Annotated in this window: 24 protein-coding genes; 9 read left to right on the forward strand and 15 right to left on the reverse strand. The window is 63.5% G+C overall.

Features of this window, described 5'->3' with window-relative positions; all coding sequences use genetic code 11:
* Positions 1-18 precede the first annotated feature (18 nt).
* Positions 19-924: a GTPase Era gene (gene era, locus AC0IPL_RS11805; RefSeq protein ID WP_474274724.1), complete on the reverse strand. Its 906-nt coding sequence runs from the start codon at positions 922-924 to the stop codon at positions 19-21.
* A 208-nt stretch (positions 925-1,132) separates the two neighbouring features.
* Between era and AC0IPL_RS11810 the strand changes: the two genes are divergently transcribed.
* Positions 1,133-2,515 (forward strand): multicopper oxidase family protein, encoded by a 1,383-nt coding sequence (locus AC0IPL_RS11810; RefSeq protein ID WP_474274725.1) that lies wholly within the window; start codon positions 1,133-1,135, stop codon positions 2,513-2,515.
* Between the two features lie 4 nt (positions 2,516-2,519).
* Here AC0IPL_RS11810 and rnc read toward each other — a convergent pair whose 3' ends face one another.
* The 8 genes from rnc to folK all read right to left on the reverse strand — a co-directional run bounded on the left by rnc (position 2,520) and on the right by folK (position 9,306).
* The gene (gene rnc / locus AC0IPL_RS11815; protein ID WP_474274726.1) at positions 2,520-3,197 is read right to left on the reverse strand and encodes a ribonuclease III; all 678 of its coding nucleotides are present in this window, start codon (positions 3,195-3,197) and stop codon (positions 2,520-2,522) included.
* Positions 3,194-4,030, reverse strand: a complete 837-nt coding sequence (gene lepB, locus AC0IPL_RS11820) for a signal peptidase I (protein ID WP_474274727.1) — start codon at positions 4,028-4,030, stop codon at positions 3,194-3,196. The genes rnc and lepB overlap by 4 nt, the downstream gene beginning before the upstream one ends.
* A gap of 57 nt (positions 4,031-4,087) precedes the next feature.
* On the reverse strand, positions 4,088-4,531 hold the full coding sequence (gene acpS, locus AC0IPL_RS11825; RefSeq protein WP_474274728.1) for a holo-ACP synthase: 444 nt from the start codon (positions 4,529-4,531) through the stop codon (positions 4,088-4,090).
* Between the two features lie 44 nt (positions 4,532-4,575).
* The gene (locus AC0IPL_RS11830; RefSeq protein ID WP_474274729.1) at positions 4,576-5,322 is read right to left on the reverse strand and encodes a pyridoxine 5'-phosphate synthase; all 747 of its coding nucleotides are present in this window, start codon (positions 5,320-5,322) and stop codon (positions 4,576-4,578) included.
* A 105-nt stretch (positions 5,323-5,427) separates the two neighbouring features.
* Complete coding sequence (locus tag AC0IPL_RS11835) at positions 5,428-6,069, reverse strand: DUF2062 domain-containing protein (RefSeq protein ID WP_474274730.1); 642 nt, start codon at positions 6,067-6,069, stop codon at positions 5,428-5,430.
* A 46-nt stretch (positions 6,070-6,115) separates the two neighbouring features.
* Positions 6,116-8,245 carry a RelA/SpoT family protein gene (locus tag AC0IPL_RS11840; RefSeq protein WP_474274731.1) on the reverse strand — a complete coding sequence of 710 codons (2,130 nt, stop codon included), beginning with the start codon at positions 8,243-8,245 and terminating at the stop codon, positions 6,116-6,118.
* Between the two features lie 36 nt (positions 8,246-8,281).
* On the reverse strand, positions 8,282-8,635 hold the full coding sequence (gene rpoZ, locus AC0IPL_RS11845; protein ID WP_474274732.1) for a DNA-directed RNA polymerase subunit omega: 354 nt from the start codon (positions 8,633-8,635) through the stop codon (positions 8,282-8,284).
* Between the two features lie 92 nt (positions 8,636-8,727).
* Positions 8,728-9,306 carry a 2-amino-4-hydroxy-6-hydroxymethyldihydropteridine diphosphokinase gene (gene folK, locus AC0IPL_RS11850; RefSeq protein ID WP_474274733.1) on the reverse strand — a complete coding sequence of 193 codons (579 nt, stop codon included), beginning with the start codon at positions 9,304-9,306 and terminating at the stop codon, positions 8,728-8,730.
* A gap of 132 nt (positions 9,307-9,438) precedes the next feature.
* Here folK and AC0IPL_RS11855 point away from each other — a divergent pair, with 132 nt between their 5' ends.
* The 5 genes from AC0IPL_RS11855 to AC0IPL_RS11875 all read left to right on the forward strand — a co-directional run bounded on the left by AC0IPL_RS11855 (position 9,439) and on the right by AC0IPL_RS11875 (position 12,851).
* Entirely contained in the window at positions 9,439-10,008 is a 570-nt protein-coding gene (locus AC0IPL_RS11855) for a LabA-like NYN domain-containing protein (RefSeq protein ID WP_474274734.1), read from the forward strand.
* 183 nt (positions 10,009-10,191) lie between these two features.
* Positions 10,192-11,142, forward strand: coding sequence for a 4-hydroxy-3-methylbut-2-enyl diphosphate reductase (ispH, locus tag AC0IPL_RS11860; RefSeq protein ID WP_474274735.1), 951 nt, complete (start codon positions 10,192-10,194; stop codon positions 11,140-11,142).
* 18 nt (positions 11,143-11,160) lie between these two features.
* On the forward strand, positions 11,161-11,754 hold the full coding sequence (locus AC0IPL_RS11865; RefSeq protein ID WP_474274736.1) for a class I SAM-dependent DNA methyltransferase: 594 nt from the start codon (positions 11,161-11,163) through the stop codon (positions 11,752-11,754).
* The gene (gene rnhA / locus AC0IPL_RS11870) at positions 11,747-12,202 is read left to right on the forward strand and encodes a ribonuclease HI (protein ID WP_474274737.1); all 456 of its coding nucleotides are present in this window, start codon (positions 11,747-11,749) and stop codon (positions 12,200-12,202) included. The genes AC0IPL_RS11865 and rnhA overlap by 8 nt, the downstream gene beginning before the upstream one ends.
* 25 nt (positions 12,203-12,227) lie before the next feature.
* The gene (locus AC0IPL_RS11875) at positions 12,228-12,851 is read left to right on the forward strand and encodes a trimeric intracellular cation channel family protein (RefSeq protein ID WP_474274738.1); all 624 of its coding nucleotides are present in this window, start codon (positions 12,228-12,230) and stop codon (positions 12,849-12,851) included.
* A 22-nt stretch (positions 12,852-12,873) separates the two neighbouring features.
* Here the strand turns inward: AC0IPL_RS11875 and AC0IPL_RS11880 are convergent, their stop codons facing one another.
* The 5 genes from AC0IPL_RS11880 to def (AC0IPL_RS11900) form a co-directional block, all read right to left on the reverse strand.
* Positions 12,874-13,872 carry a glycosyltransferase family 2 protein gene (locus AC0IPL_RS11880; protein WP_474274739.1) on the reverse strand — a complete coding sequence of 333 codons (999 nt, stop codon included), beginning with the start codon at positions 13,870-13,872 and terminating at the stop codon, positions 12,874-12,876.
* A gap of 90 nt (positions 13,873-13,962) precedes the next feature.
* Entirely contained in the window at positions 13,963-14,199 is a 237-nt protein-coding gene (locus AC0IPL_RS11885; RefSeq protein ID WP_474274740.1) for a GlsB/YeaQ/YmgE family stress response membrane protein, read from the reverse strand.
* Positions 14,200-14,216: 17 nt separating this feature from the next.
* Positions 14,217-15,128 carry a methionyl-tRNA formyltransferase gene (gene fmt / locus AC0IPL_RS11890; RefSeq protein ID WP_474274741.1) on the reverse strand — a complete coding sequence of 304 codons (912 nt, stop codon included), beginning with the start codon at positions 15,126-15,128 and terminating at the stop codon, positions 14,217-14,219.
* A gap of 101 nt (positions 15,129-15,229) precedes the next feature.
* Positions 15,230-15,727 (reverse strand): peptide deformylase, encoded by a 498-nt coding sequence (gene def, locus AC0IPL_RS11895; RefSeq protein WP_474274742.1) that lies wholly within the window; start codon positions 15,725-15,727, stop codon positions 15,230-15,232.
* Between the two features lie 14 nt (positions 15,728-15,741).
* Positions 15,742-16,260 carry a peptide deformylase gene (gene def / locus AC0IPL_RS11900; RefSeq protein ID WP_474274873.1) on the reverse strand — a complete coding sequence of 173 codons (519 nt, stop codon included), beginning with the start codon at positions 16,258-16,260 and terminating at the stop codon, positions 15,742-15,744.
* 101 nt (positions 16,261-16,361) lie between these two features.
* Here def (AC0IPL_RS11900) and AC0IPL_RS11905 point away from each other — a divergent pair, with 101 nt between their 5' ends.
* Positions 16,362-17,534, forward strand: a complete 1,173-nt coding sequence (locus tag AC0IPL_RS11905; RefSeq protein ID WP_474274743.1) for a MalY/PatB family protein — start codon at positions 16,362-16,364, stop codon at positions 17,532-17,534.
* Entirely contained in the window at positions 17,534-18,067 is a 534-nt protein-coding gene (locus tag AC0IPL_RS11910; protein WP_474274744.1) for a L,D-transpeptidase family protein, read from the forward strand. Before AC0IPL_RS11905 ends, AC0IPL_RS11910 begins: the two co-directional genes overlap by 1 nt.
* A gap of 46 nt (positions 18,068-18,113) precedes the next feature.
* Here the strand turns inward: AC0IPL_RS11910 and AC0IPL_RS11915 are convergent, their stop codons facing one another.
* Positions 18,114-18,482: a hypothetical protein gene (locus AC0IPL_RS11915; RefSeq protein WP_474274745.1), complete on the reverse strand. Its 369-nt coding sequence runs from the start codon at positions 18,480-18,482 to the stop codon at positions 18,114-18,116.
* A 216-nt stretch (positions 18,483-18,698) separates the two neighbouring features.
* On the opposite strand from AC0IPL_RS11915, the gene AC0IPL_RS11920 reads away from it, so the two are divergent.
* The gene (locus AC0IPL_RS11920) at positions 18,699-19,673 is read left to right on the forward strand and encodes a glutathione S-transferase family protein (protein WP_474274746.1); all 975 of its coding nucleotides are present in this window, start codon (positions 18,699-18,701) and stop codon (positions 19,671-19,673) included.
* The last annotated feature ends 124 nt before the right edge of the window (positions 19,674-19,797 follow it).

The following is a 19,797-nucleotide window of genomic DNA, read 5'->3' on the forward strand; positions in this document are numbered from 1 at the left end:
GTGAAAGACATCCTGACGTCAGTTTCCATCTTTGAAGTCGAGGCCCATCTCGGAATACCGCTCGGCCTCTTCCAGCCAGTTTGGGCGCACCTTGACCTGCAAGAACAGATGCACGCGGCGGCCCAGGAATTCCTCCAACTCGATGCGGGCAGCCTGGGAGACCGCCTTGATCGTTTCACCGCGCTTGCCCAGCACAATGCCCTTGTGACCGTCGCGCTGCACATAGATCAGCTGGTCGATGCGGGCGGAGCCATCCTTGCGCTCTTCCCATTTCTCGGTCTCGACCGTCAGCTGGTAGGGCAGCTCCTGATGTAGGCGCAGGGTCAGTTTCTCGCGAGTCATTTCGGCCGCGATCATCCGCATCGGCAGATCGGCGATCTGATCTTCGGGGTAAAGCCATGGACCTTCGGGTAGCCGGTTTGCCAGCCACTGGCGCAGATCATCCACACCATGCCCACGTTCTGCCGAAATCATGAAGGTTTCGGCGAAGGTGTAACGGCTGTTCAGCTCTTGCGTAAGACCCAGAAGTCTTTCGGACTGCACCCGGTCAATCTTGTTGATCGCCAGGGCCACGGTGCGGCCCGCACCGATCTCCGCCAGGCCCTCAAGGATCTTCTCCACGCCTTCAGTGATACCGCGGTGGGCTTCGACCATCAGCACGACGACATCCGCGTCGGCAGCGCCGCCCCAGGCGGCGGCGACCATGGCGCGGTCCAGGCGGCGGCGCGGTTTGAACAGGCCGGGGGTGTCGACAAAGACGATCTGTGCGTCGCCCTCCATCGCCACGCCGCGAATCCGAGCGCGGGTGGTCTGCACCTTGTGGGTCACGATGGACACCTTGGCCCCGACCATGCGGTTCAGAAGGGTCGACTTGCCCGCGTTGGGCTCTCCGATCAGGGCAACGAATCCGGCGCGTGTGGTCATGGGTACTGGTCCTGTTTGCAGAGCAGACCCCCTACAGGATTTTACCCACAGGGGCCAGAGGCGTTTTCTGCCTCCGGTGCTGCCTACAGTCACATAAACTTGCCCTATGTCAAAGACCTGTGGCAGACCCCATGGCACAAGCACAGCGCCGCGCCAGCCTCGCCCGCCAGGCCCTTCACTTCAGCCGCCCTTATGAGAGGTATTCCCGATGAACCGCCGCGACTTCCTGCTGGGCAGCGCCGCCATGACCGGGCTGGCGGGGGGCGCCTCCCTGATCGATGCCGCCGCGGCCGCCGCAACGGAGCTGGCGATCCAGCCCGCCAGCTTCCTTTTTCGTGACCAGCCAACGCAGGGCATGGTCAGCCTGTCGCCGGATGCGCCGCCGCCGGTGATCCGCGGCTGCCAGGGACAGCCGATGCACCTGCGCGTCCGCAACCGGACCCCGGATTACACGGCCATGCACTGGCATGGGCTGCGGATTGCCAATGCGATGGACGGGGTGCCCTATCTGACCCAGATGCCGATCGCCGACGGTGAGACGTTCGACTATCACTTCACCCCGCCGGATGCGGGCACCTACTGGTACCACCCCCATTGCATGACGATGGCCCAGATGGCGCATGGGCTGACCGGGGTCATGGTGATCGACGAGCCTGAAGACCCCGGTTTCGATGGCGACCAGGTCCTGAACCTGCGCGACTTCCGGCTGGATGGCGACGGTGCTTTCCTGCCCTACTACACGGCCCGCGGGGCGGCGCGGGGCGGCACGCTGGGCAACGTACTGACCGCCAACTGGCGTCAGGCGCCAGTCTATGACCAGCCAGCAGGCGGGCTGGTGCGCCTGCGTGTGGTGAACAGCGATACTACCCGCATCTACAAGCTGCACCTCGACACCGCACAGGCCCGCATCATTGCCTGGGACGGCCACCCGGTCGAGCTGGCGCTGCCGCTTCCCTCCCCGGCCGATCCACTGCTGGTCGGTCCTGGCCAGCGGGTGGATTTCGCGCTGCGGATGCCCGACGACGAGGGCCGGACCGTTGCGCTACTGGCCGAACTGCCGGGACGACCCGGCCACGTGATGGCGCAGCTGCGCGCCGTGGGAGGCCCTATGGCACGGGATTTGCGTGATTTGAAGCCGCTGCCGCCCAATCCTGTTTCGCGTCCGGATCTGGCCCGGGCCGAGGTGCATGATTTTGTGTTTGGCTGGACCCCCGAGGGTAGCGCACCGAATGACGGCTATTGCGGCTCTTTGGGCTACAGCTTCTGGTCGATAAACCGCACCCCCTGGGCCGGTGACGCGGCCGAGGGCACCGGGCCGCTGGCCAAGTTGGAGCGGGGCAAGAGCTACATCCTGCGGCTGCGCAACGAATCGCCGAACCTGCACCCGATCCACCTGCACGGGCTGACCTTTGTGCCGATCCGCTCAAACCGGCGGCAGCTGCCGCCGCTGGTGACAGACACACTGCTGCTGCTCAAGGATGAGGTGGTCGAGATCGCGCTGGTGGCCGACAATCCCGGCGACTGGGCGTTTCATTGCCATGTCATTGAACATCAGAAAACCGGGCTTGCCGGTTTCCTGCGCGTGACCTGAGGGATCAGTCCAACCGGTCCAGCAGCGCCTTGGCCGCGGCCTGTTCCGCCTGCCGCTTGGAGCCCGCAGTGGCCTGCGCCTCGGTGCCGTCCTGAAGCCGCGCGGCGATGGTGAAGACCGGCGCATGATCCGGGCCGCTGCGGGACATCTCGACATAGGCGGGCGGCTTCTGGCCGCGGGCCTGCGCCCATTCCTGCAACGATGTCTTGGCATCGCGCGCGTCCGTATCGACCTGGGCAACCCTCTGCCCCCACAGGCGCAGGATCAACTCTGCCGCCGCATCAAACCCGGCGTCCTTGTAGACGGCAGCGATCACCGCCTCCATCGCATCCCCCAACAGGGCTTGTTTACGCCGCCCGCCGGACATCATTTCTGAACGGCCCAGTTTCAGCACCGCGCCAAGGTCGATCTCGCGGGCGACATCGGCGCAGGCCTCCTTGCGCACCAGCGCGTTGAAACGCGGCGCCAGCTGGCCTTCGGTGGCGGTCCTGTCTTCCTCCAGCAGCGCGGTGGCCATCACCAGCCCCAGCACCCTGTCGCCCAGAAACTCCAGCCGCTGGTTGTCCTTGCGGGTGGAAGAGGAAACCGAAGCATGGGTCACCGCCCGTTGCAGCAGCTCCGGGCGGTTGAAGCGGTAACCGATCCGCTCTTCAAACGCGCGCAGTTCCTTAGAGAGTTTCACTGGATCCCCTTGAAGAAACGGTCGCTGCGCCAGGTCCAGAAGAACAGCATGGAACGCCCGGCAGAGGAGAACATGATCCGGTCCGCCCGACCGATCAGATTTTCGAACGGAACAAACCCAACCCCGCCCGCGGACTGCGGCAGGCGGCTGTCCGAAGAGTTGTCACGGTTGTCGCCCATGAAGAAATAATGCCCCTCCGGCACCTGATAGACACCGGTGTGATCCATGCCCTGATTGGTGATGTTCAGCACCACATGCTCGGTGCCGCCAGGCAGTGTTTCAACCTGACGTGATTTCTTGCAGATGGCGCCCTGGCCCACCGGCGCGTTTTCGCAACGCGGCAAGGAGCCTTGCGGACCCTGGCGTTCCATCACTTCCTCGAACTGTCCGGCATCGGCCAACTGGACGGCAGACCCGTTGATGAACAGCACGCCGTTCTTCATCTGGATCTTGTCGCCCGGCAGGCCAACCAGCCGCTTGATGAAATCATTGCCGTTGACCGGATGGCGGAACACCACCACATCGCCGCGCTCTGGCTGATCGCCCAACAACCGGGTGTTGTCGCCATCCAGAAAACCGCAGATGTCCTTGGCGTCGACATTCAACCCGACTGCGGGGATGCGCACGCTGGGACAGGAGGCGTAGGAATAGCCATAGGCCATCTTGTTGACGAACAGGAAGTCCCCGATCAGCAGAGTTTCCTTCATCGAGCCGGAGGGAATCCAGAACGGCTGGAAAAACAGGGTGCGGAAAATACCGGCGATCAGCAGCGCGTAGACAACGGTCTTCACCGTCTCAATGATCGAACTGCTGGCCTTTGTCTTTGCCGTCATCAGGCTCTCCGGGTTGGTACAGGGTCCGGGGCTACATGATCGCCCCGCGGGGGCAAGTCAAGTTCCGCGGGGCGATTCGGCGGTGTCAGGCACTGGAGCGCGGGCCAGCGGGCGCGCCTCGATCACCACGAAGGCCTGCGCCCAGGGGTGATCGTCGGTGAGGGTGACATGGATCACCGCCTCATGACCCGGCGGCGTGATCTCCGCCAGACGCTCAGCTGCCCAGCCGGTCACCTGCATCACCGGCTGCCCCGTTGTCAGGTTGCTGACGGCCATGTCCTTCCAGGCGATGCCCATGCGCAAACCGGTGCCAAGCGCCTTGGAACAGGCCTCCTTGGCGGCCCAACGCTTGGCATAGGTGCCTGCCACATCGCGGCGGCGCTCGGCCTTGCGCTGCTCGACCTCAGTGAACACCCGGTTGCGGAACCGGTCGCCAAACCGGTCCAGCGTCCGCTGGATCCGTTCGATATTGGCAAGATCGGTGCCGACACCCAGGATCATTTCACGCTCCAGGGGGGCTCAGGACAGGAAAAAGCGTGGCCATGTCAGCCCCGCACATCATCCATCAGCCGACGCATCTCCTGCACCGCCGGGGTCAACCCGCGGAAGATCGCCTCGCCGATCAGGAAGTGCCCGATGTTCAGCTCGCGCACCTCGGGGAAGGCCGCGACCGGTTGCACCGTTTCATAGGTCAAGCCATGGCCCGCGTGCACCTCCAGCCCCAGCGAGTGGGCAAAGGCGGACATTTCGCGCAGCGCCTCCAGCTCGCGGTCGCGCGCCTTGAAATCGCCCTCGGCGTGGTGGTCGCAATAGGCGCCAGTGTGCAGCTCGATCACCTCCGCACCGATGCGATGGGCGGCTTCGATCTGTTTTTTGTCAGCTGCGATGAAGATCGACACCCGACAGCCCGCATCGCGCAACGGCGCGATGAAATGGGCCAGGCGGTTTTCTTCGCGTGCCACTTCCAGCCCGCCTTCGGTTGTGCGCTCCTCGCGCTTTTCCGGCACGATACAAACCGCGTGCGGCTTGTGGCGCAGGGCGATTTTCTGCATCTCATCCGTCGCGGCCATCTCAAAGTTGAGCGGCACGCTCAGCGCCGCCATCAGGCCGTCAATGTCAGCATCGGTGATATGGCGGCGGTCTTCGCGCAGATGTGCGGTGATGCCGTCGGCGCCAGCGTCCTCGGCGAGCTTGGCCGCGCGGATCGGATCCGGGTAGGCGCCGCCACGGGCGTTTCGCACAGTGGCCACGTGGTCGATATTCACGCCAAGGCGCAGGGGGATCTGTGTCATGAGAGGTCTCTCATCTGTCTGAAGTCAAAGCAGTTGCGCAAAGATTAGACGCAGGTCGAACGAGGGCAAGAGCGCAGATGATAATGGTACAATCCGCCGCGCACCTCAGCGTTCGGCGGGCACATCGGCGCGCTGTTTGATGGCCTCGAACTTCGCCTTGATCTTGGCCCGCCGACGCTGCTGGTAGACCCGGATCACCGGCAGGCTCAGGTAGTAGCACACCGTCGCGGAGATGATACCGGGGATGAGGCAACCAACCATGTAGGGGTAAAACACCTCGTTGTAGAACAGGTGCAGCCCCTTCCAGTCAGCTGGCTGGTCATGAAACAGCGCAAACAGGTTGTCTTTCAGATCACCGCCGGCAGCCAGGAACTTGCCCACCAGCGATTTGTCGACGTCGGCGTCGAATTCTGTGCCCAGCAGCCAGTGACCCGTCTGCAACGAGGCAACCCCGATCGGCACATAGGTCAGCGGGTTGCCAAAGAACGTGCCACTGAGCGCGGCCAGGATGTTGCCGTTCATCATCCGCGCGATCAACGCGGCAATTACGAAATGAATGCCGTAGAACGGGGTAAAGGTGGTGAATACCCCGGCCCAGATGCCGCGCGCGATGCGTTCGGGAGAGTCAGGCAGGCGCCGCACGCGATGCTTCACGTACAGGAACGCCCGCCCCCAGCCGCCGCGCGGCCAGAGAAAATCCGCCAGCGCCCGCAGGGGCGAACGTCTGTCCCGGCGCCTGAATACCAAAGCTGCGCGTCCTTCCCGGTTTCCGGCTCAGAGTTTCAGCGGCTGCTCATGGGATCAGGCGCTCTTCCGGCCTGTCCCGGAACCGCGCCACCGCGGCAACATCGCTTTCCGCCTCGAGCGTCAGCATCAGCGAGTGCAACTGTTCCACATCCCGCAGCTCCACGTTGACCATAAGCCGGTAAAAGTCTGGTTTCCTGTCAACAAATTCAAGGTCCGAGATATTGGCCTTTTTCTCGCCGATCAACGTGCAAATGCGTCCAAGCACGCCAGCGTCATTGCCGATGGTCAGCTCCAGCGTGACCCCGTACGCCGCGGGGTGGGTGCCGCTGTGCCAATGCACGTCCATCCAGCGCTCGGGCTGGTCTTCAAATTCGCTCAGCCGGTCACAGTCGGCGGCATGCACCACCACGCCGCGGCCGCGGTAGGTGATGCCGATGATGCGCTCGCCCGGCAGCGGCTGGCAACAGGTGCCGCGCTCAAAGCTCTGGCCCGGCTCCAGACCGATCACCGCCCGGCGCGGCGAGATTTCGTCGCCGTCGCCGGTGGTCAGCTCGGGGTAGACCGACTGAACCACGTCATGGGCGGTGAGCACGGCCGCCCCCAGCCGCGCCAGAAGTTCATCGACGCTGCTGACACGCAGCGCGCGGGCGGCGGTTTCCAGTGCCTTGTCGGTGGCTTTCTTGCCGACATGTTCGAAGGCAGAGCGTGCAAGCTCATGCCCCAGTTTCACAAACCGCGCCCGGTCCGCTTCGCGCAGGGCCCGGCGGATGGCAGTACGCGCCTTGCCGGTGGTGGCGATTTCCAGCCAGCTCACCTGCGGCATCTGACCCTCGGCGGTGATCACGTCGACGGACTGGCCGTTGCGCAACCGGGTCCACAGCGGCACCCGGATGCCGTCCACCTTGGCGCCGACGCAGGCATGGCCGATGCGGGTGTGAATGGCATAAGCAAAGTCGATCGGCGTCGCCCCCTTGGGCAGCTTGATCACATCGCCCTTGGGGGTGAAGCAGAACACCTGGTCCGAGTACATCTCGAGCTTCACCGCTTCGAGGAACTCGTCGTGGTCGTCCTCGGCGTCGAATTGTTCGGTCAGCGAGGCAATCCACTTGGCCGGATCAACCGCAAACGGGTTCTCCGAGCGCACGCCGTCGCGGTAGGACCAATGCGCCGCCACCCCGGTTTCGGCCACGTCATGCATCTGCCGGGTGCGGATCTGCACCTCCACCCGCTTACCGTCGCGGCCCGACACGGTAGTATGGATCGAGCGGTAGCCGTTCGATTTCGGCTGACTGATGTAATCCTTGAACCGCCCCGGAACCGCCCGCCAGCGCTGATGAATCGCGCCGAGCGCCCGGTAGGCGTCCTCTTCCGAGGCGGTGATCACCCTGAAGCCATAGATGTCCGACAGCCGCGAGAACCCCTGATCCTTGGCCTGCATCTTGCGCCAGATGGAATAGGGCTTCTTGGCGCGGCCAAAGACCTCTGCTTCGATGCCCGCCTTTTCCAGCTCCAGCCGCATGTCGCCCGTGATCCGATGGATCACATCCCCGGTTTCGCGCTGCAAGGTGACAAAGCGGCGGATGATCGACTGGCGGCCTTCAGGGTTCAACACCCGGAAGGCCAGGTCTTCCAGCTCTTCGCGCATCCACTGCATGCCCATGCGACCCGCCAGCGGCGCATAGATATCCATCGTCTCTCGCGCCTTCTGCGCCTGCTTTTCCGGGCGCATCGCCTTGATGGTGCGCATGTTGTGCAGACGGTCGGCGAGCTTTACCAGGATCACCCGCAGATCCTTGGACATCGCCATGAACAGCTTGCGGAAATTCTCTGCCTGCTTGGTTTCGCGGCTGGACAGTTGCAGGTTGGTCAGCTTGGTGACGCCATCGACCAGCATCGCCACCTCATCACCAAAGCGGCGCGCGACCTCTTCGTAAGAGGCCTTGGTGTCTTCGATGGTGTCATGCAGGAGCGCGGTGATGATCGTTGCATCATCCAGCCGCTGTTCCGTCAGGATTGCAGCCACCGCTACGGGATGCGTGAAATAGGGCTCGCCGGAATGGCGGTACTGCCCCTCGTGCATCTGTTCGCCAAAGGCATAGGCCTCAGCAATCCGGCTGACATTGGTCTTGGGATTGTAGTTGCGGACCAGAGCAAGCAGGTCGTCAGAAGAAATCATGTCCGGTCCGCAGCCTCAAATGTGCAGGCGCATGCCTCAGCCCTGGCCCTGGGCCTCCATCAGCGCGCGCAGCAGTTTCTCTTCCGACATGTCATCGTCGGCGGGCTTGTCGTTGTCGGCCCCCATCAGCAGCGCCATGGAATCGTCTTCCGGCTCGTCGACTTCGATCTGGGTCTGGTTGCTTTCGATCAGGCGCTCACGGAGCTCGTCGGCGCTCTGGGTCTCGTCTGCGATTTCACGCAGGGACACCACCGGATTCTTGTCGTTGTCACGCTCCACGGTGATCGCGGCACCTGCCGAAATCTCGCGAGCGCGATGCGCTGCCAGCATCACCAGCTCAAAGCGGTTGGGTACTTTGTCGACGCAATCTTCAACCGTCACGCGGGCCATCAGCGACTCTCCATCTCAATCCGGGTCCAGAGGGCAGACATTTACGCCCAAAGCTTTCTCTTGACAAGGGCGGAAAACGCCGCATGCGGCAGCTACAGTGGCCGCACCTCGGCCAGCGCCTGCTGCGGCAGCTCCGCCAGCATCTGCGATGCGGTTTTCCCCAGCACCGGGTGGCACCAGTGCGGCGCGATATCGCACAGCGGCACCAGCATGAAGGTCCGGTCCTGGATGCGCGGATGCGGCAGTATCAACTGTCCCGGCGCGTCCTGCATCTGCTGATCGAGCGGCAACCCCTGCCAGCGGGCAAAGCCCTCGGCGTTCGGCAGCACCGCACTGTCGCAGTCGATCAGGTCCAGATCCAGAGAGCGCATCCCCCAGCGCTGCTCCCGCACCCGCGCAAACTCCGCCTCGATCTGATGGAGCCTTCGCAGCAGCGCCTCTGCGTCCAAAATGCTGTCCACGGCCACCGCGGCATTCACGTAATCCGGCCCGGCCCCGGCCGGGAAACAGGGCGTGCGAAAGAAACGCGAGATCCGCCGCACCGCAATTTCGCCACCTCTGCCCCCGTGAAGAGCCCGGATTGCCTTCGTCAAAGTGGTCTGCGGCGCATCCGTATCAACCGGCAGGTTGCCGCCCAGCGCGATCAGCGAAGTTTTTCGTTTTTCAGCCACTTTTGACCCTAATTCAGAATGGCACTATACTTGCGGCACATGACAAATAACTTACATTAAGTCTACCTGTTTCGGCAATTTCACTCACTCCCACCCACTCAGCCGAAGCGGATACACTGAGAGGAATTTTTTATGTTTTACAAGGACGAACGGCTTGCGCTGTTCATAGACGGTTCGAATTTGTACGCCGCGGCGAAGGCGCTCGGGTTCGATATCGACTATAAGCTGTTGCGGCAGGAATTCATGCGCCGCGGAAAACTGCTGCGGGCCTTTTATTACACCGCCTTGCTGGAAAACGACGAATACTCCCCGATCCGGCCGCTGGTGGACTGGCTGCACTACAACGGTTTCACCATGGTGACCAAACCGGCCAAGGAATACACCGACAGCATGGGGCGTCGCAAGGTCAAGGGCAACATGGACATCGAACTCACCGTCGACGCGATGGAACTGGCGCCGCGAGTGGATCACATCGTGCTGTTTTCCGGCGATGGCGATTTCCGTCCGCTGATTGCCAGCCTGCAACGGCAGGGGGTCCGGGTTTCCGTGGTCTCGACCATCCGCAGCCAGCCGCCGATGATCTCCGACGACCTGCGCCGCCAGGCCGACAATTTCATCGAGCTGGAAGAGCTGCGCGACGTGATCGGTCGCCCCCCGCGCGAGCAGAGCGAACCACGCCAGGCCAGCGCCGCACACGGCTGATCGCCTGGGCTGCAACCGCCTATGGACCGGCGCCGGATGGGGCGGCGCCTGTGACAGCGGCGGTTATCAGCAAACCACGGCTGCGGCGCGACATCGCCGTCGCCTGTTTCCTTGCCCGACTACCCGTCGCCCACTGGACCTTGCGGCCAGAAGCCCTTACCTCTGGGCGGCAAGGAGACGTCTATGACCAAGCCAGCCCTGACCCTGTATCTTGCTGCGCCGCGCGGCTTTTGTGCCGGCGTCGACCGCGCCATCAAGATTGTCGAAATGGCGATCGAGAAATGGGGCGCGCCAGTCTATGTGCGCCACGAGATCGTTCACAACAAATTCGTCGTCGACAGCCTGCGCGACAAGGGGGCCGTTTTTGTCGAGGAGCTGGATGAATGCCCCGACGACCGGCCCGTGATCTTCTCCGCCCACGGGGTGCCCAAGTCGGTGCCCGCAGCTGCCGAGGCGCGGCAGATGGTCTTTGTCGATGCGACCTGTCCGCTGGTCTCCAAGGTGCATATCGAGGCACAACGACATGCCGAGGCCGGGCTACAGATGATCATGATCGGCCACAAGGGTCACCCGGAAACCATCGGCACCATGGGCCAGCTGCCCGAGGGCGAGGTGCTGCTGGTGGAAACCGTGGACGACGTGGCCACAGTTGCGGTGCGCGACCCCGACCAGTTGGCCTATGTCACCCAGACCACCCTGTCCGTGGATGACACCAAGGACATTGTCGCCGCGCTTGAGGCACGCTTCCCGAACATCATCGGCCCGCACAAGGAAGACATCTGCTATGCCACCACCAACCGCCAGCAGGCGGTGAAGTCGGTAGCCCCCAAGGCAGACGCGCTTCTGGTGGTCGGTGCGCCCAATTCCTCCAACTCGCGCCGCCTGGTCGAGGTCGGCGCCAAGAACGGTTGCGCTTACGCCCAATTGGTGCAGCGGGCCGAAAACATCGACTGGCGTGCGTTGGAGGGCATCCGCTCCATCGCCATCACCGCCGGCGCCTCGGCCCCGGAACTGCTGGTCAACGAGGTGATCGACGCCTTCCGCACCCGCTATGACGTGACGGTTGAAGTGGTCGAAACCGCAGTGGAAACCGTTGAATTCAAGGTCCCGCGCGTCTTGCGCGTGCCCGCCTGATCTTCCCGGCGGCGCAGGATGACCGATCCGGAAACCATCCGCATCTATGACCGCCGCGCTGCGGATTACGCCGCGCTGACAGAGGGCCACACAGCCGACAGCCCAGTCTTGCGCGCGTTCATCGCCGCCTGCCCACCGGGCGGGCGGGTACTGGATCTGGGCTGTGGACCCGGCACCGCCGCGGGGCTGATGGCCGCCGCCGGGTTGCAGGTGGACGCGCTGGATGCCTCGGAGGAGATGGTGGCCTTGGCCCGCGCCCATCCCGGCGTCAGCGCCCGCCAGGCCAGCTTTGACCAGGTTTCGGGCACTGCGCTCTATGATGGCATCTGGGCCAGTTTCAGCTTGCTGCATGCGCCGCGCGGCGATATGCCCAGCCATCTGGCCGCCCTGAAAACGGCATTGAAGCCCGGCGGGATCTTTCACATCGGCCTGAAACTGGGCCAGGGCGAGGCCCGCGACACCCTGGGCCGCCTTTACACCTACTATACCGAGGACGAATTGGTGCAGCTTCTTGAACAGGCAGGATTTACCGTGGACGATTGCCGTCGTGGCACAAGCACCGGGTTGGATGGCACCGCCGCGCCCCATATTCTGGTGACGGCCCATGGCTGAGCTGTTTGCCTATACCGACGGTGCCTGTTCCGGCAATCCCGGCCCAGGCGGCTGGGGCGTCTTGCTGCGCGCGGTGGACGGCGACGCGATCGTCAAGGAAAAGGAATTGCAGGGCGGCGAAGCCGACACCACCAACAACCGCATGGAACTACTGGCCGCAATCAACGCGCTGGAAAGCCTGGCGCGGCCCTCGACGATCACCGTGGTCACGGATTCGGCCTATGTCAAAAACGGCGTCACCGGATGGATCTTCGGCTGGAAGAAGAACGGCTGGAAGACCTCCAACAAGAAGCCGGTGAAAAACGTCGAACTGTGGCAGCGCCTGGACGAGGCACAGCGCCGCCACACGGTGACGTGGGAATGGGTCAAGGGCCACGCAGGCCACCCCGAAAACGAACGCGCCGATGAACTGGCCCGGGCCGGCATGGCGCCGTTCAAGAAGAAATGACCCATATGAGCTGCGGACCCGGCGCATGAGCTTTCTGACCCTGCTGGACTATGCCTCCGTGTTGGTCTTTGCCCTGACCGGCGCGCTGGTCGCCAGCCGGGCGCAGCTGGACATTGTGGGTTTTGCCTTTGTGGCCTGTCTGACCGCGGTCGGCGGCGGCACCGTCCGCGATCTACTGCTGAACCGCGACCCGGTGTTCTGGGTCGGCGATCCCAATTACATCTTGCTGGCAACGGCAGCGGCGGTGGCCGTGTTCTTTACCGCGCATCTGGTCGAAAGCCGCATGCGCTGGGTGATCTGGCTGGACAGTTTCGCGCTGGCCGTTGCCGTCCCCGCCGGCACCGGGGCGGCCATTGCCCTGGGCAAGGAGCCGGTTGTCGTGGTTTTGATGGGCATGGCCACCGGCTCGCTGGGTGGGCTGATGCGCGACGTGGTCTGCAACGAGGTGCCGCTGGTTCTGAAACAGGGAGAGCTGTACATCACCTGCGCCATGGCGGGCGCCATCTCGGCGGTGCTGGGCATCTGGTTGGGGTTGGAGCTACGGCACGCGCTGCTCGCCTGTGCCGCTGTCTGCTGGAGCCTGCGGGCGGGGTCGATCCTCTTCGGCTGGCACCTGCCAGTCTACAGAAGCCGCCCACCGCGCAGTTAAAGACCGCCGGGCGGGCAGCCGGTCAGCCGTCGCGCGCCGCGATTTCCAGTGCTTGCAGGAATGACTGCCCGTCTGTGCTGAGCCGCGCCTTGCGTCCCCGGCGGCGATGCCAGAGCTGCGCCGCCTCGTGGTATTCGCGCAGCTTGGCGTCGTTCAGCAAAGCGTCCTTGATCACCAACGCGGGGGCAAAGGCATCTGCCAGACGACGGTCCTCCACCTCATTTCGGTCGAACTGGTGCCAATACTCCAGTCCGATGGTGGCGGAGGCATGATTGGCCCGGCCACGCGCCTTTTTTAACAAGAACCCGTCGCGTGAGCGCAGAGCATAATGGTTCAGCTGCGCGACCGCATAGCCATAGCTGCCCCCCGCATAAAGCGCCTCCGCCGCGCCCTCTTCGCTCAGCCGGGACCCATCAGCCAGTTGCCAGTTCACCTCGGCCGCTGGCACGGCCAGAAAGGGGCGGTGCACCCCCATACGTGCAAATTTTCCATTGTTGCGAAACGCAGTCTTGAAGGCACGGTAATCGGTGACGCCACCGTCCTCGGCCTCCGCCCGCAAGAAGGTCAGCGGTACCGGCCCATGGGCGGCGGTTTCGATACCGCCATTGCCAAACACCCGCCATACAAAGGACACCGCATCCGCCCCCGCCGCCGCCCGCTCTGCCAGAAGGCCCGGCAGGGAGCCGTCGCCGGTGTTGATTTGCAGGAATTCATCCACATCGACCACCATCACCCAGTCGGCGTTGGCCACCTTGGGTTCATACTCGGCCCACATCAACGCACTTTTGTGTGGCCCGCGTCGCATCACGCGGTTGAACCGGTGCTCCACCACACCCATCCGGTGCAGACAACGCAGGATGTGGTCCGTGGGATCCGAGCAATCATTGGTGAAGATCACAAAATCCTCGACGCCCAGCGCTTTGTAATGGCTGATCCAATCGAGGATATAGGCGCCCTCGTCTTTCATCGTGGTTACGACAACCACCCTAGGTGCGCCGGGCGGGCGATTGCGCTCAGTCATCTGACAGGGCTCCTGACTGTGGCTCACCCGCCAACCGCCACCACCGTGCATATAGCACTTCGGTTTTTGCCATTGCCACGAAACCGCAACCTATCTCGGCCCGTACCGCTGCCACATCCAGATCAACGCCAACGCCCCGAGGAGTGCCCCCAGAATGCCCGCCAGCATGCCAAGGGCTGCCAATACCAAGCGCAGGACGAGGCCGCCAACAACCGCCCCGGCCATGCCGATGCAGACGGTGGTGATGACATCCGTCTGCAACCGCATCAACCGCGTAGCATTGTACCCGGCCGCTGCGCCAATCATCAACAGTCCCAGTATCGACATCGCGCCAACCTCCGCTGTCAGGTCGAGAGGCGGCCACCCTTGCTCACCGGGAAGCCGCGCAGGAATACATCCGGATCCTGCGCGCTTTTGCCCGCTCTTTGCAAGCGCAGCAGTTGCACCGCGCCCTCACCGCAGGCCACGGTCAGGGCGTCATCCAAGACCTCTCCGGGATCGCCCTGCCCCTGCGCCAGCCGCGAGGCCAGCAGTTTGACCCGCTGGCCATCAATGACGCACCAGGCGCCGGGAAAGGGTGACAGCCCGCGGATCTTGCGGTCGACCTCTGCGGCAGGGCGAGTCCAGTCGATCTGCGCCTCCCCCTTGTCGATCTTGGTGGCATAGGTCACGCCACCTTCCGGCTGTGCCTCGGGCGTCAGCTCTGGCAGGCGGTTCAGCGCCTCGACGATCTGTGTTGCGCCCATCTGCGACAACCGGTCATGCAGCTGGGCGGTGGTTTCCTGGTCGCCGATCGCCGTGGTCGCGCGCAGCAGCACCGGGCCGGTGTCCAGACCTGCCTCCATTTGCATGATACAGATACCGGTTTCCGTATCACCGGCCATGATCGCCCGGTGGATCGGCGCAGCCCCGCGCCAGCGTGGCAAAAGACTCGCGTGGATGTTCAGACACCCCTGCGCAGGCGCATCCAGGATCGCCTGAGGCAAGATCAGCCCATAGGCCACCACCACCGCAACATCCGCATTCAGCGCCGCAAACTCCGCCTGTGCCTCGGCGCTTTTCAGCGACACCGGGTGGCGCACGTCCAGTCCCTGCGCGACGGCGCGGGCGTGAACAGGCGTGGGCCTGTCCTTCTTGCCGCGGCCCGCCGGACGGGGCGGCTGGCAGTAGACGGCGGCGATGTCGTGCCCGGCCGCCACCAGCGCGTCCAGCACCGGTACCGAGAAATCGGGCGTTCCCATAAAGATAATGCGCATTTCGTGCTCCTGCTTCCGTCAAAGTCCCGCTGTTGAGCACAAAGGGCTGCGCAGGCCCGCGGGGTGGCGCGGCCCGGCATGCTGCCGGGCGGTACAGGCCATCAGCCGTTCAGCTTCTTTGCCTTGCGGATCAGCATGTCGCGTTTCACCTTGCTCAACCGGTCAAAATACAGCTTTCCGTTCAAATGGTCGATCTGGTGCTGCACCGAGGTCGCCTCGATGCCGACGAAATCGCGCGTCTCGGTCTCGCCCCGCTCATTCAGGAACTGCACTGTGACCGCGCGCGGGCGTTTGATCTTGGCCGAGACCCCCGGCAGGTTGGGGCTGGCCTCGTCATGTCCGCGCAACTCAACCGAGGCATGCAGCACCTGCGGATTGGCCAAGCGCACGGCACGGCCCCGTTCCGAGGAGCCGTCGACCACCGCCAGCCGCAGCATCACGCCAATCTGCGGTGCCGCGAGTCCGACGCCGGGCATCGCCTCCATCGTGTCGATCATGTCGTCCCAGATGGCGCGGATCTCATCGGTGATCTCCGTCACCTCCTCGGCGCGGGTGCGCAAGCGTTTGTCGGGCCAGGGCAGGCAGGTGCGGACGGTCATCTGTTACTGTCCCTTCAGGCGCGCGCGCGTTCGCGCTTCAGCTTCTGCATCTTGCGGGTGATCATCTGGCGCTTCAGCGGCTTTAGGTAGTCGATGAACAGCTTGCCGTTCAAATGGTCGATCTCATGCTGCACGCAGGTCGCCCACAGCCCGTCAAAGGTTTCCCGCCGGGCGCTGCCGTCGCGGTCCATCCATTCGACCTCCACCACCTTTGGGCGGGTCACCTCGGCGTATTGGTCCGGGATCGACAGGCAGCCTTCCTCATAGACGTTTTCCTCGTCCGAAGAGGTCACCACCTGCGGGTTGAACATCACCAAGGGGCGCGGCTCGCCGTCTTCTTCCTTGACGCAATCCAGCACGATCAACCGTTGCAGGATACCGATCTGCGGTGCCGCCAGGCCGATGCCCGGCGCGGCGTACATGGTTTCCAGCATGTCATCCGCCAGCGCGCGCAAATCGTCGCTGAGATCGGGAACAGGCACGCAGACCTTTTTCAGGCGGGGATCGGGATGGATCAGGATCGGGCGTTTCATGAGCATCATTTATGCGATCACTCGCAGCATCGCAACGCCCCCCTTGCGCGCGGCGCGATTGCCGCTAGCCTCGCTGCCAAAGAGAACGGGAGTATTTTCACATGAGCTTTGATGACCTCATTGACCGCCACGGAACCCATTGTGCAAAATGGGACATGATGGAGCCGGTCTACGGCGTGCCTGCCAATGACGGGCTGGCCATGTGGGTGGCCGACACCGACTTTCGCGCGCCACCGCCGGTTCTGGCCAAGATGCAGGACATGCTGGACCACGGTATCTTTGGCTACGTGAATGCAGACACCCCTTATAAGGACGCGATCCGCTGGTGGATGCGCACCCGCCATGATTGGTCGGTGGAGCCAGAGGCGATCTTTACCACTACCGGGCTGGTCAACGGGGTGGGCATGTGCCTCGACGCCTTCACCCAGCCAGGCGACGGCATCGTGGTGTTCAGCCCGGTCTACCACGCCTTTGCCAAGGTGATCCGCGCCGCCGGACGCGAGCTGGTGGAATGCCCGCTGGTCAACAACGGCGGCCACTACGAGATGGATTTCGACGCCTACGACGCCCAGATGACTGGCACCGAAAAGATGGTGATCCTGTGCTCACCGCACAATCCCGGTGGACGCGTCTGGACCCGCGCCGAGCTTCAGGCGGTAGCCGCTTTTGCCAAGCGCCACGATTTGCTGCTGCTGTCGGATGAAATTCATCATGACCTGGTTTACGCCGGCCACACCCATGTGCCGATGCAGGTGGCTGTCCCGGAAGTCACCGACCGGCTGCTGATGCTGACCGCGCCCTCCAAAACCTTCAACATCGCCGGGTTGCACACAGGCCAGGTCATCATCCCCGATCCGGAACTGCGGGGCCGCTTTGCCAAGCGGATGCAGGCGCTGTCTCTGGCCCCCAATTCCATAGGCCAGTTCACCACCGCCGCCGCCTACTCGCCGGAGGGCGCGGAATGGGTGGACGGGCTGCTGACCTATCTCGAGGGCAACCGCAAGGTATTCGACGCCGCCATCGCCGCCATTCCGGGGCTGAAATCCATGCCGCTGCAAGCCACCTACCTGGCTTGGATCGATTTCTCCGGCACCGGGATGGACCGGTCTGAGTTCACCACCCGGGTCGAGCAACACGCCAAGATCGCCGTGAATCACGGCACCACTTTTGGCACCGGTGGCGAGAATTTCCTGCGCTTCAATCTCGGAACGCAGCGGGCGCGGGTCGAGGAAGCCTGCCAGCGTCTCACACAGGCTTTTTCGGACCTGCAATAGTGACGGCGCGCGCGCTGCGCGTCGCGGCGCTGGTTGCGCTGGTTGGTGCCCTGTGGTTTGGCTGGCATCTTTTTGCGCCCCCCTTGGCGCCGCCGCCGCAATCCCCGGCGGTGGACCGGATCGACCGCATCCTGATCGAGAAATCCGCCCGCCGCCTGACAGCCAGCCGCGGAGGCCAAACCGTGCTGGAGTTCCCGATCGCGCTGGGTTTCGCACCTGACGGAGACAAGGTTCAGGAGGGCGATGGCAAAACGCCGGAGGGCGTCTTTGTGATTGATCGCCGCAATCCCAACAGCGCCTATCACCTGTCGCTGGGCATCAATTACCCGCAGCAGGACGACCGCGTCCGCGCCAGATCCGCCGGTGTCAGCCCCGGTGGCGATATCTTCATTCACGGCCAGCCGAACGCGGTGGGCAACCTGGTCACCCTGCCCGGCGACTGGACGGCAGGCTGCATTGCGGTCAGCAATGCTCAGATGGAAACGCTGTGGCGGCTGGCCGAGCTCGGGACAGAGGTGGAAATCCGCCCCTGATCCTGCCTGACCTTGCCCGACCGACCGTGGCCGGTCGGTGCTTGGATCAGATCTTGCCCAGCGACTGGTCAAACGGAATCAGCCCCACCGGTGCATCGGGGGATTTGTAGAAATCCAACGGTGCCGTTTCCGATGCTGGCGTCGCACGTTTGAACTCATAGCGCATCTCGCCGCCTTCTTCCTCGCTGGCGACGATCAGGCACTGGGACACGTGGCGCGCGCCCTCGTAGACGTCGACCAGACCGCGCAGCTTGGGTGCCGTTTCGGCATCCACCGAAAAACCGGTCTTCCACAGGCGCAGCACCGGCACCAGATCCTCTCCGGCCATCACCCGCAGGCGGCTTTTCTTCCGCAGCCCGCGCAGACGGGCGGTGTCCAATGCATCCTGCACGGCCTTGGGTACATAGGTGTTCATCTTTGGCAGCCTTCCGTTAGCGGGCGGACCTTCACATCCACCTTCTCAACGGTGCTGCACAATTGGATAAAATCAAGTGAACATTTTTGGAAATTTGACGCAGCGATCCCATTGTTGCGAATGTGCAGTGGCGCAGACGCCGTGCGCGCCCGGCAGGATACACAGGGCAAAGCGTCATACCTATGTTACTGGCAGGCTGAAGCGAAGGAGCGGGCGATGGGACTTATGATCGACGGAGTATGGCATGACCAGTGGTACGATACAGACGCCACCGGCGGCGCCTTCAAACGCAGCGAATCGCAATTTCGCAACTGGGTGACCGCCGATGGCAGCGCCGGACCCTCTGGCGTGGGCGGATTTGCTGCCGAGAGCGGACGCTATCATCTCTACGTCTCCTACGCCTGCCCCTGGGCGCATCGCGCGCTGATCTTCCGCAAGCTGAAGGGTCTGGAGGAGCACATCTCCGTATCCGCCGTGCACCCCCATATGCTGGGCGAAGGCTGGACGTTCGACACCGACGGCCATGGCGCCACCGGGGATGACCTGTACGGATCTACCCACCTGCACCAGATCTATACGCGCGCCAAGGCCGATTACTCCGGTCGCGTCACTGTGCCGGTGCTGTGGGACAAGACCCAAGGCACCATCGTGTCGAACGAAAGTTCCGAGATCATCCGCATGTTCAACTCTGCCTTCGATGACATCACCGGCAACCACGATGACTACTGGCCAGAGCCGCTGCGCGAACCGATCGAGGCAGTCAACAGCCGCATCTATGACACCATCAACAACGGTGTCTACAAATGCGGGTTTGCCACCTCTCAAGAAGCCTACGACGCCGCAATAGAGCCGCTTTTCGACAGTTTGGACTGGCTGGAGGATCTGTTGTCGCAGCATCGTTACCTCATGGGCGACCAGCTGACCAAAGCCGATTGGCGCCTGTTTACGACCCTGCTGCGGTTCGACCCGGTCTATCACGGGCACTTCAAGTGCAATCGGCGGATGCTGCGGGAGTATCCAAACCTGTGGGCCTACACGCGCGAGCTGTACCAGTGGCCGGGCGTGGCAGAGACGGTGAACATGCGCCATATCACCCGGCACTATCACTACAGCCACGACACCATCAATCCGCACCGCATCGTGCCAATCGGACCGGACCTCGATTGGACAGAACCCCACCGCCGCGGCTGACCCTTGCGTCCCGACAGGCGGGCGAGCCAGATGTTGCGGCGCAACTGGCACGATCAGCGGACAGCGTTGCTTTCTGGCGGGCCGTGTTTCATACCGGTTCCAACCCGCGCACACGCGCATGTCA

Source organism: Leisingera sp. SA32 (genome assembly GCF_056033425.1).

Excerpts from the sequence above, each read along its gene's own strand:
- rpoZ (WP_474274732.1), bottom strand. The coding sequence starts at position 8,635 with ATGGCCCGCGTGACGGTTGAAGATTGCGTCGACAAAGTACCCAACCGC.
- AC0IPL_RS11905 (WP_474274743.1), top strand. The coding sequence starts at position 16,362 with ATGAGCTTTGATGACCTCATTGACCGCCACGGAACCCATTGTGCAAAA.
- AC0IPL_RS11915 (WP_474274745.1), bottom strand. The coding sequence starts at position 18,482 with ATGAACACCTATGTACCCAAGGCCGTGCAGGATGCATTGGACACCGCC.
- AC0IPL_RS11875 (WP_474274738.1), top strand. The coding sequence starts at position 12,228 with ATGAGCTTTCTGACCCTGCTGGACTATGCCTCCGTGTTGGTCTTTGCC.
- rnhA (WP_474274737.1), top strand. The coding sequence starts at position 11,747 with ATGGCTGAGCTGTTTGCCTATACCGACGGTGCCTGTTCCGGCAATCCC.
- AC0IPL_RS11840 (WP_474274731.1), bottom strand. The coding sequence starts at position 8,245 with ATGATTTCTTCTGACGACCTGCTTGCTCTGGTCCGCAACTACAATCCC.
- lepB (WP_474274727.1), bottom strand. The coding sequence starts at position 4,030 with ATGACGGCAAAGACAAAGGCCAGCAGTTCGATCATTGAGACGGTGAAG.
- AC0IPL_RS11880 (WP_474274739.1), bottom strand. The coding sequence starts at position 13,872 with ATGACTGAGCGCAATCGCCCGCCCGGCGCACCTAGGGTGGTTGTCGTA.
- AC0IPL_RS11865 (WP_474274736.1), top strand. The coding sequence starts at position 11,161 with ATGACCGATCCGGAAACCATCCGCATCTATGACCGCCGCGCTGCGGAT.
- AC0IPL_RS11885 (WP_474274740.1), bottom strand. The coding sequence starts at position 14,199 with ATGTCGATACTGGGACTGTTGATGATTGGCGCAGCGGCCGGGTACAAT.
- def (WP_474274873.1), bottom strand. The coding sequence starts at position 16,260 with ATGAAACGCCCGATCCTGATCCATCCCGATCCCCGCCTGAAAAAGGTC.
- AC0IPL_RS11810 (WP_474274725.1), top strand. The coding sequence starts at position 1,133 with ATGAACCGCCGCGACTTCCTGCTGGGCAGCGCCGCCATGACCGGGCTG.
- AC0IPL_RS11855 (WP_474274734.1), top strand. The coding sequence starts at position 9,439 with ATGTTTTACAAGGACGAACGGCTTGCGCTGTTCATAGACGGTTCGAAT.
- AC0IPL_RS11920 (WP_474274746.1), top strand. The coding sequence starts at position 18,699 with ATGGGACTTATGATCGACGGAGTATGGCATGACCAGTGGTACGATACA.
- AC0IPL_RS11830 (WP_474274729.1), bottom strand. The coding sequence starts at position 5,322 with ATGACACAGATCCCCCTGCGCCTTGGCGTGAATATCGACCACGTGGCC.
- ispH (WP_474274735.1), top strand. The coding sequence starts at position 10,192 with ATGACCAAGCCAGCCCTGACCCTGTATCTTGCTGCGCCGCGCGGCTTT.
- fmt (WP_474274741.1), bottom strand. The coding sequence starts at position 15,128 with ATGCGCATTATCTTTATGGGAACGCCCGATTTCTCGGTACCGGTGCTG.
- era (WP_474274724.1), bottom strand. The coding sequence starts at position 924 with ATGACCACACGCGCCGGATTCGTTGCCCTGATCGGAGAGCCCAACGCG.
- acpS (WP_474274728.1), bottom strand. The coding sequence starts at position 4,531 with ATGATCCTGGGTGTCGGCACCGATCTTGCCAATATCGAACGGATCCAG.
- def (WP_474274742.1), bottom strand. The coding sequence starts at position 15,727 with ATGACCGTCCGCACCTGCCTGCCCTGGCCCGACAAACGCTTGCGCACC.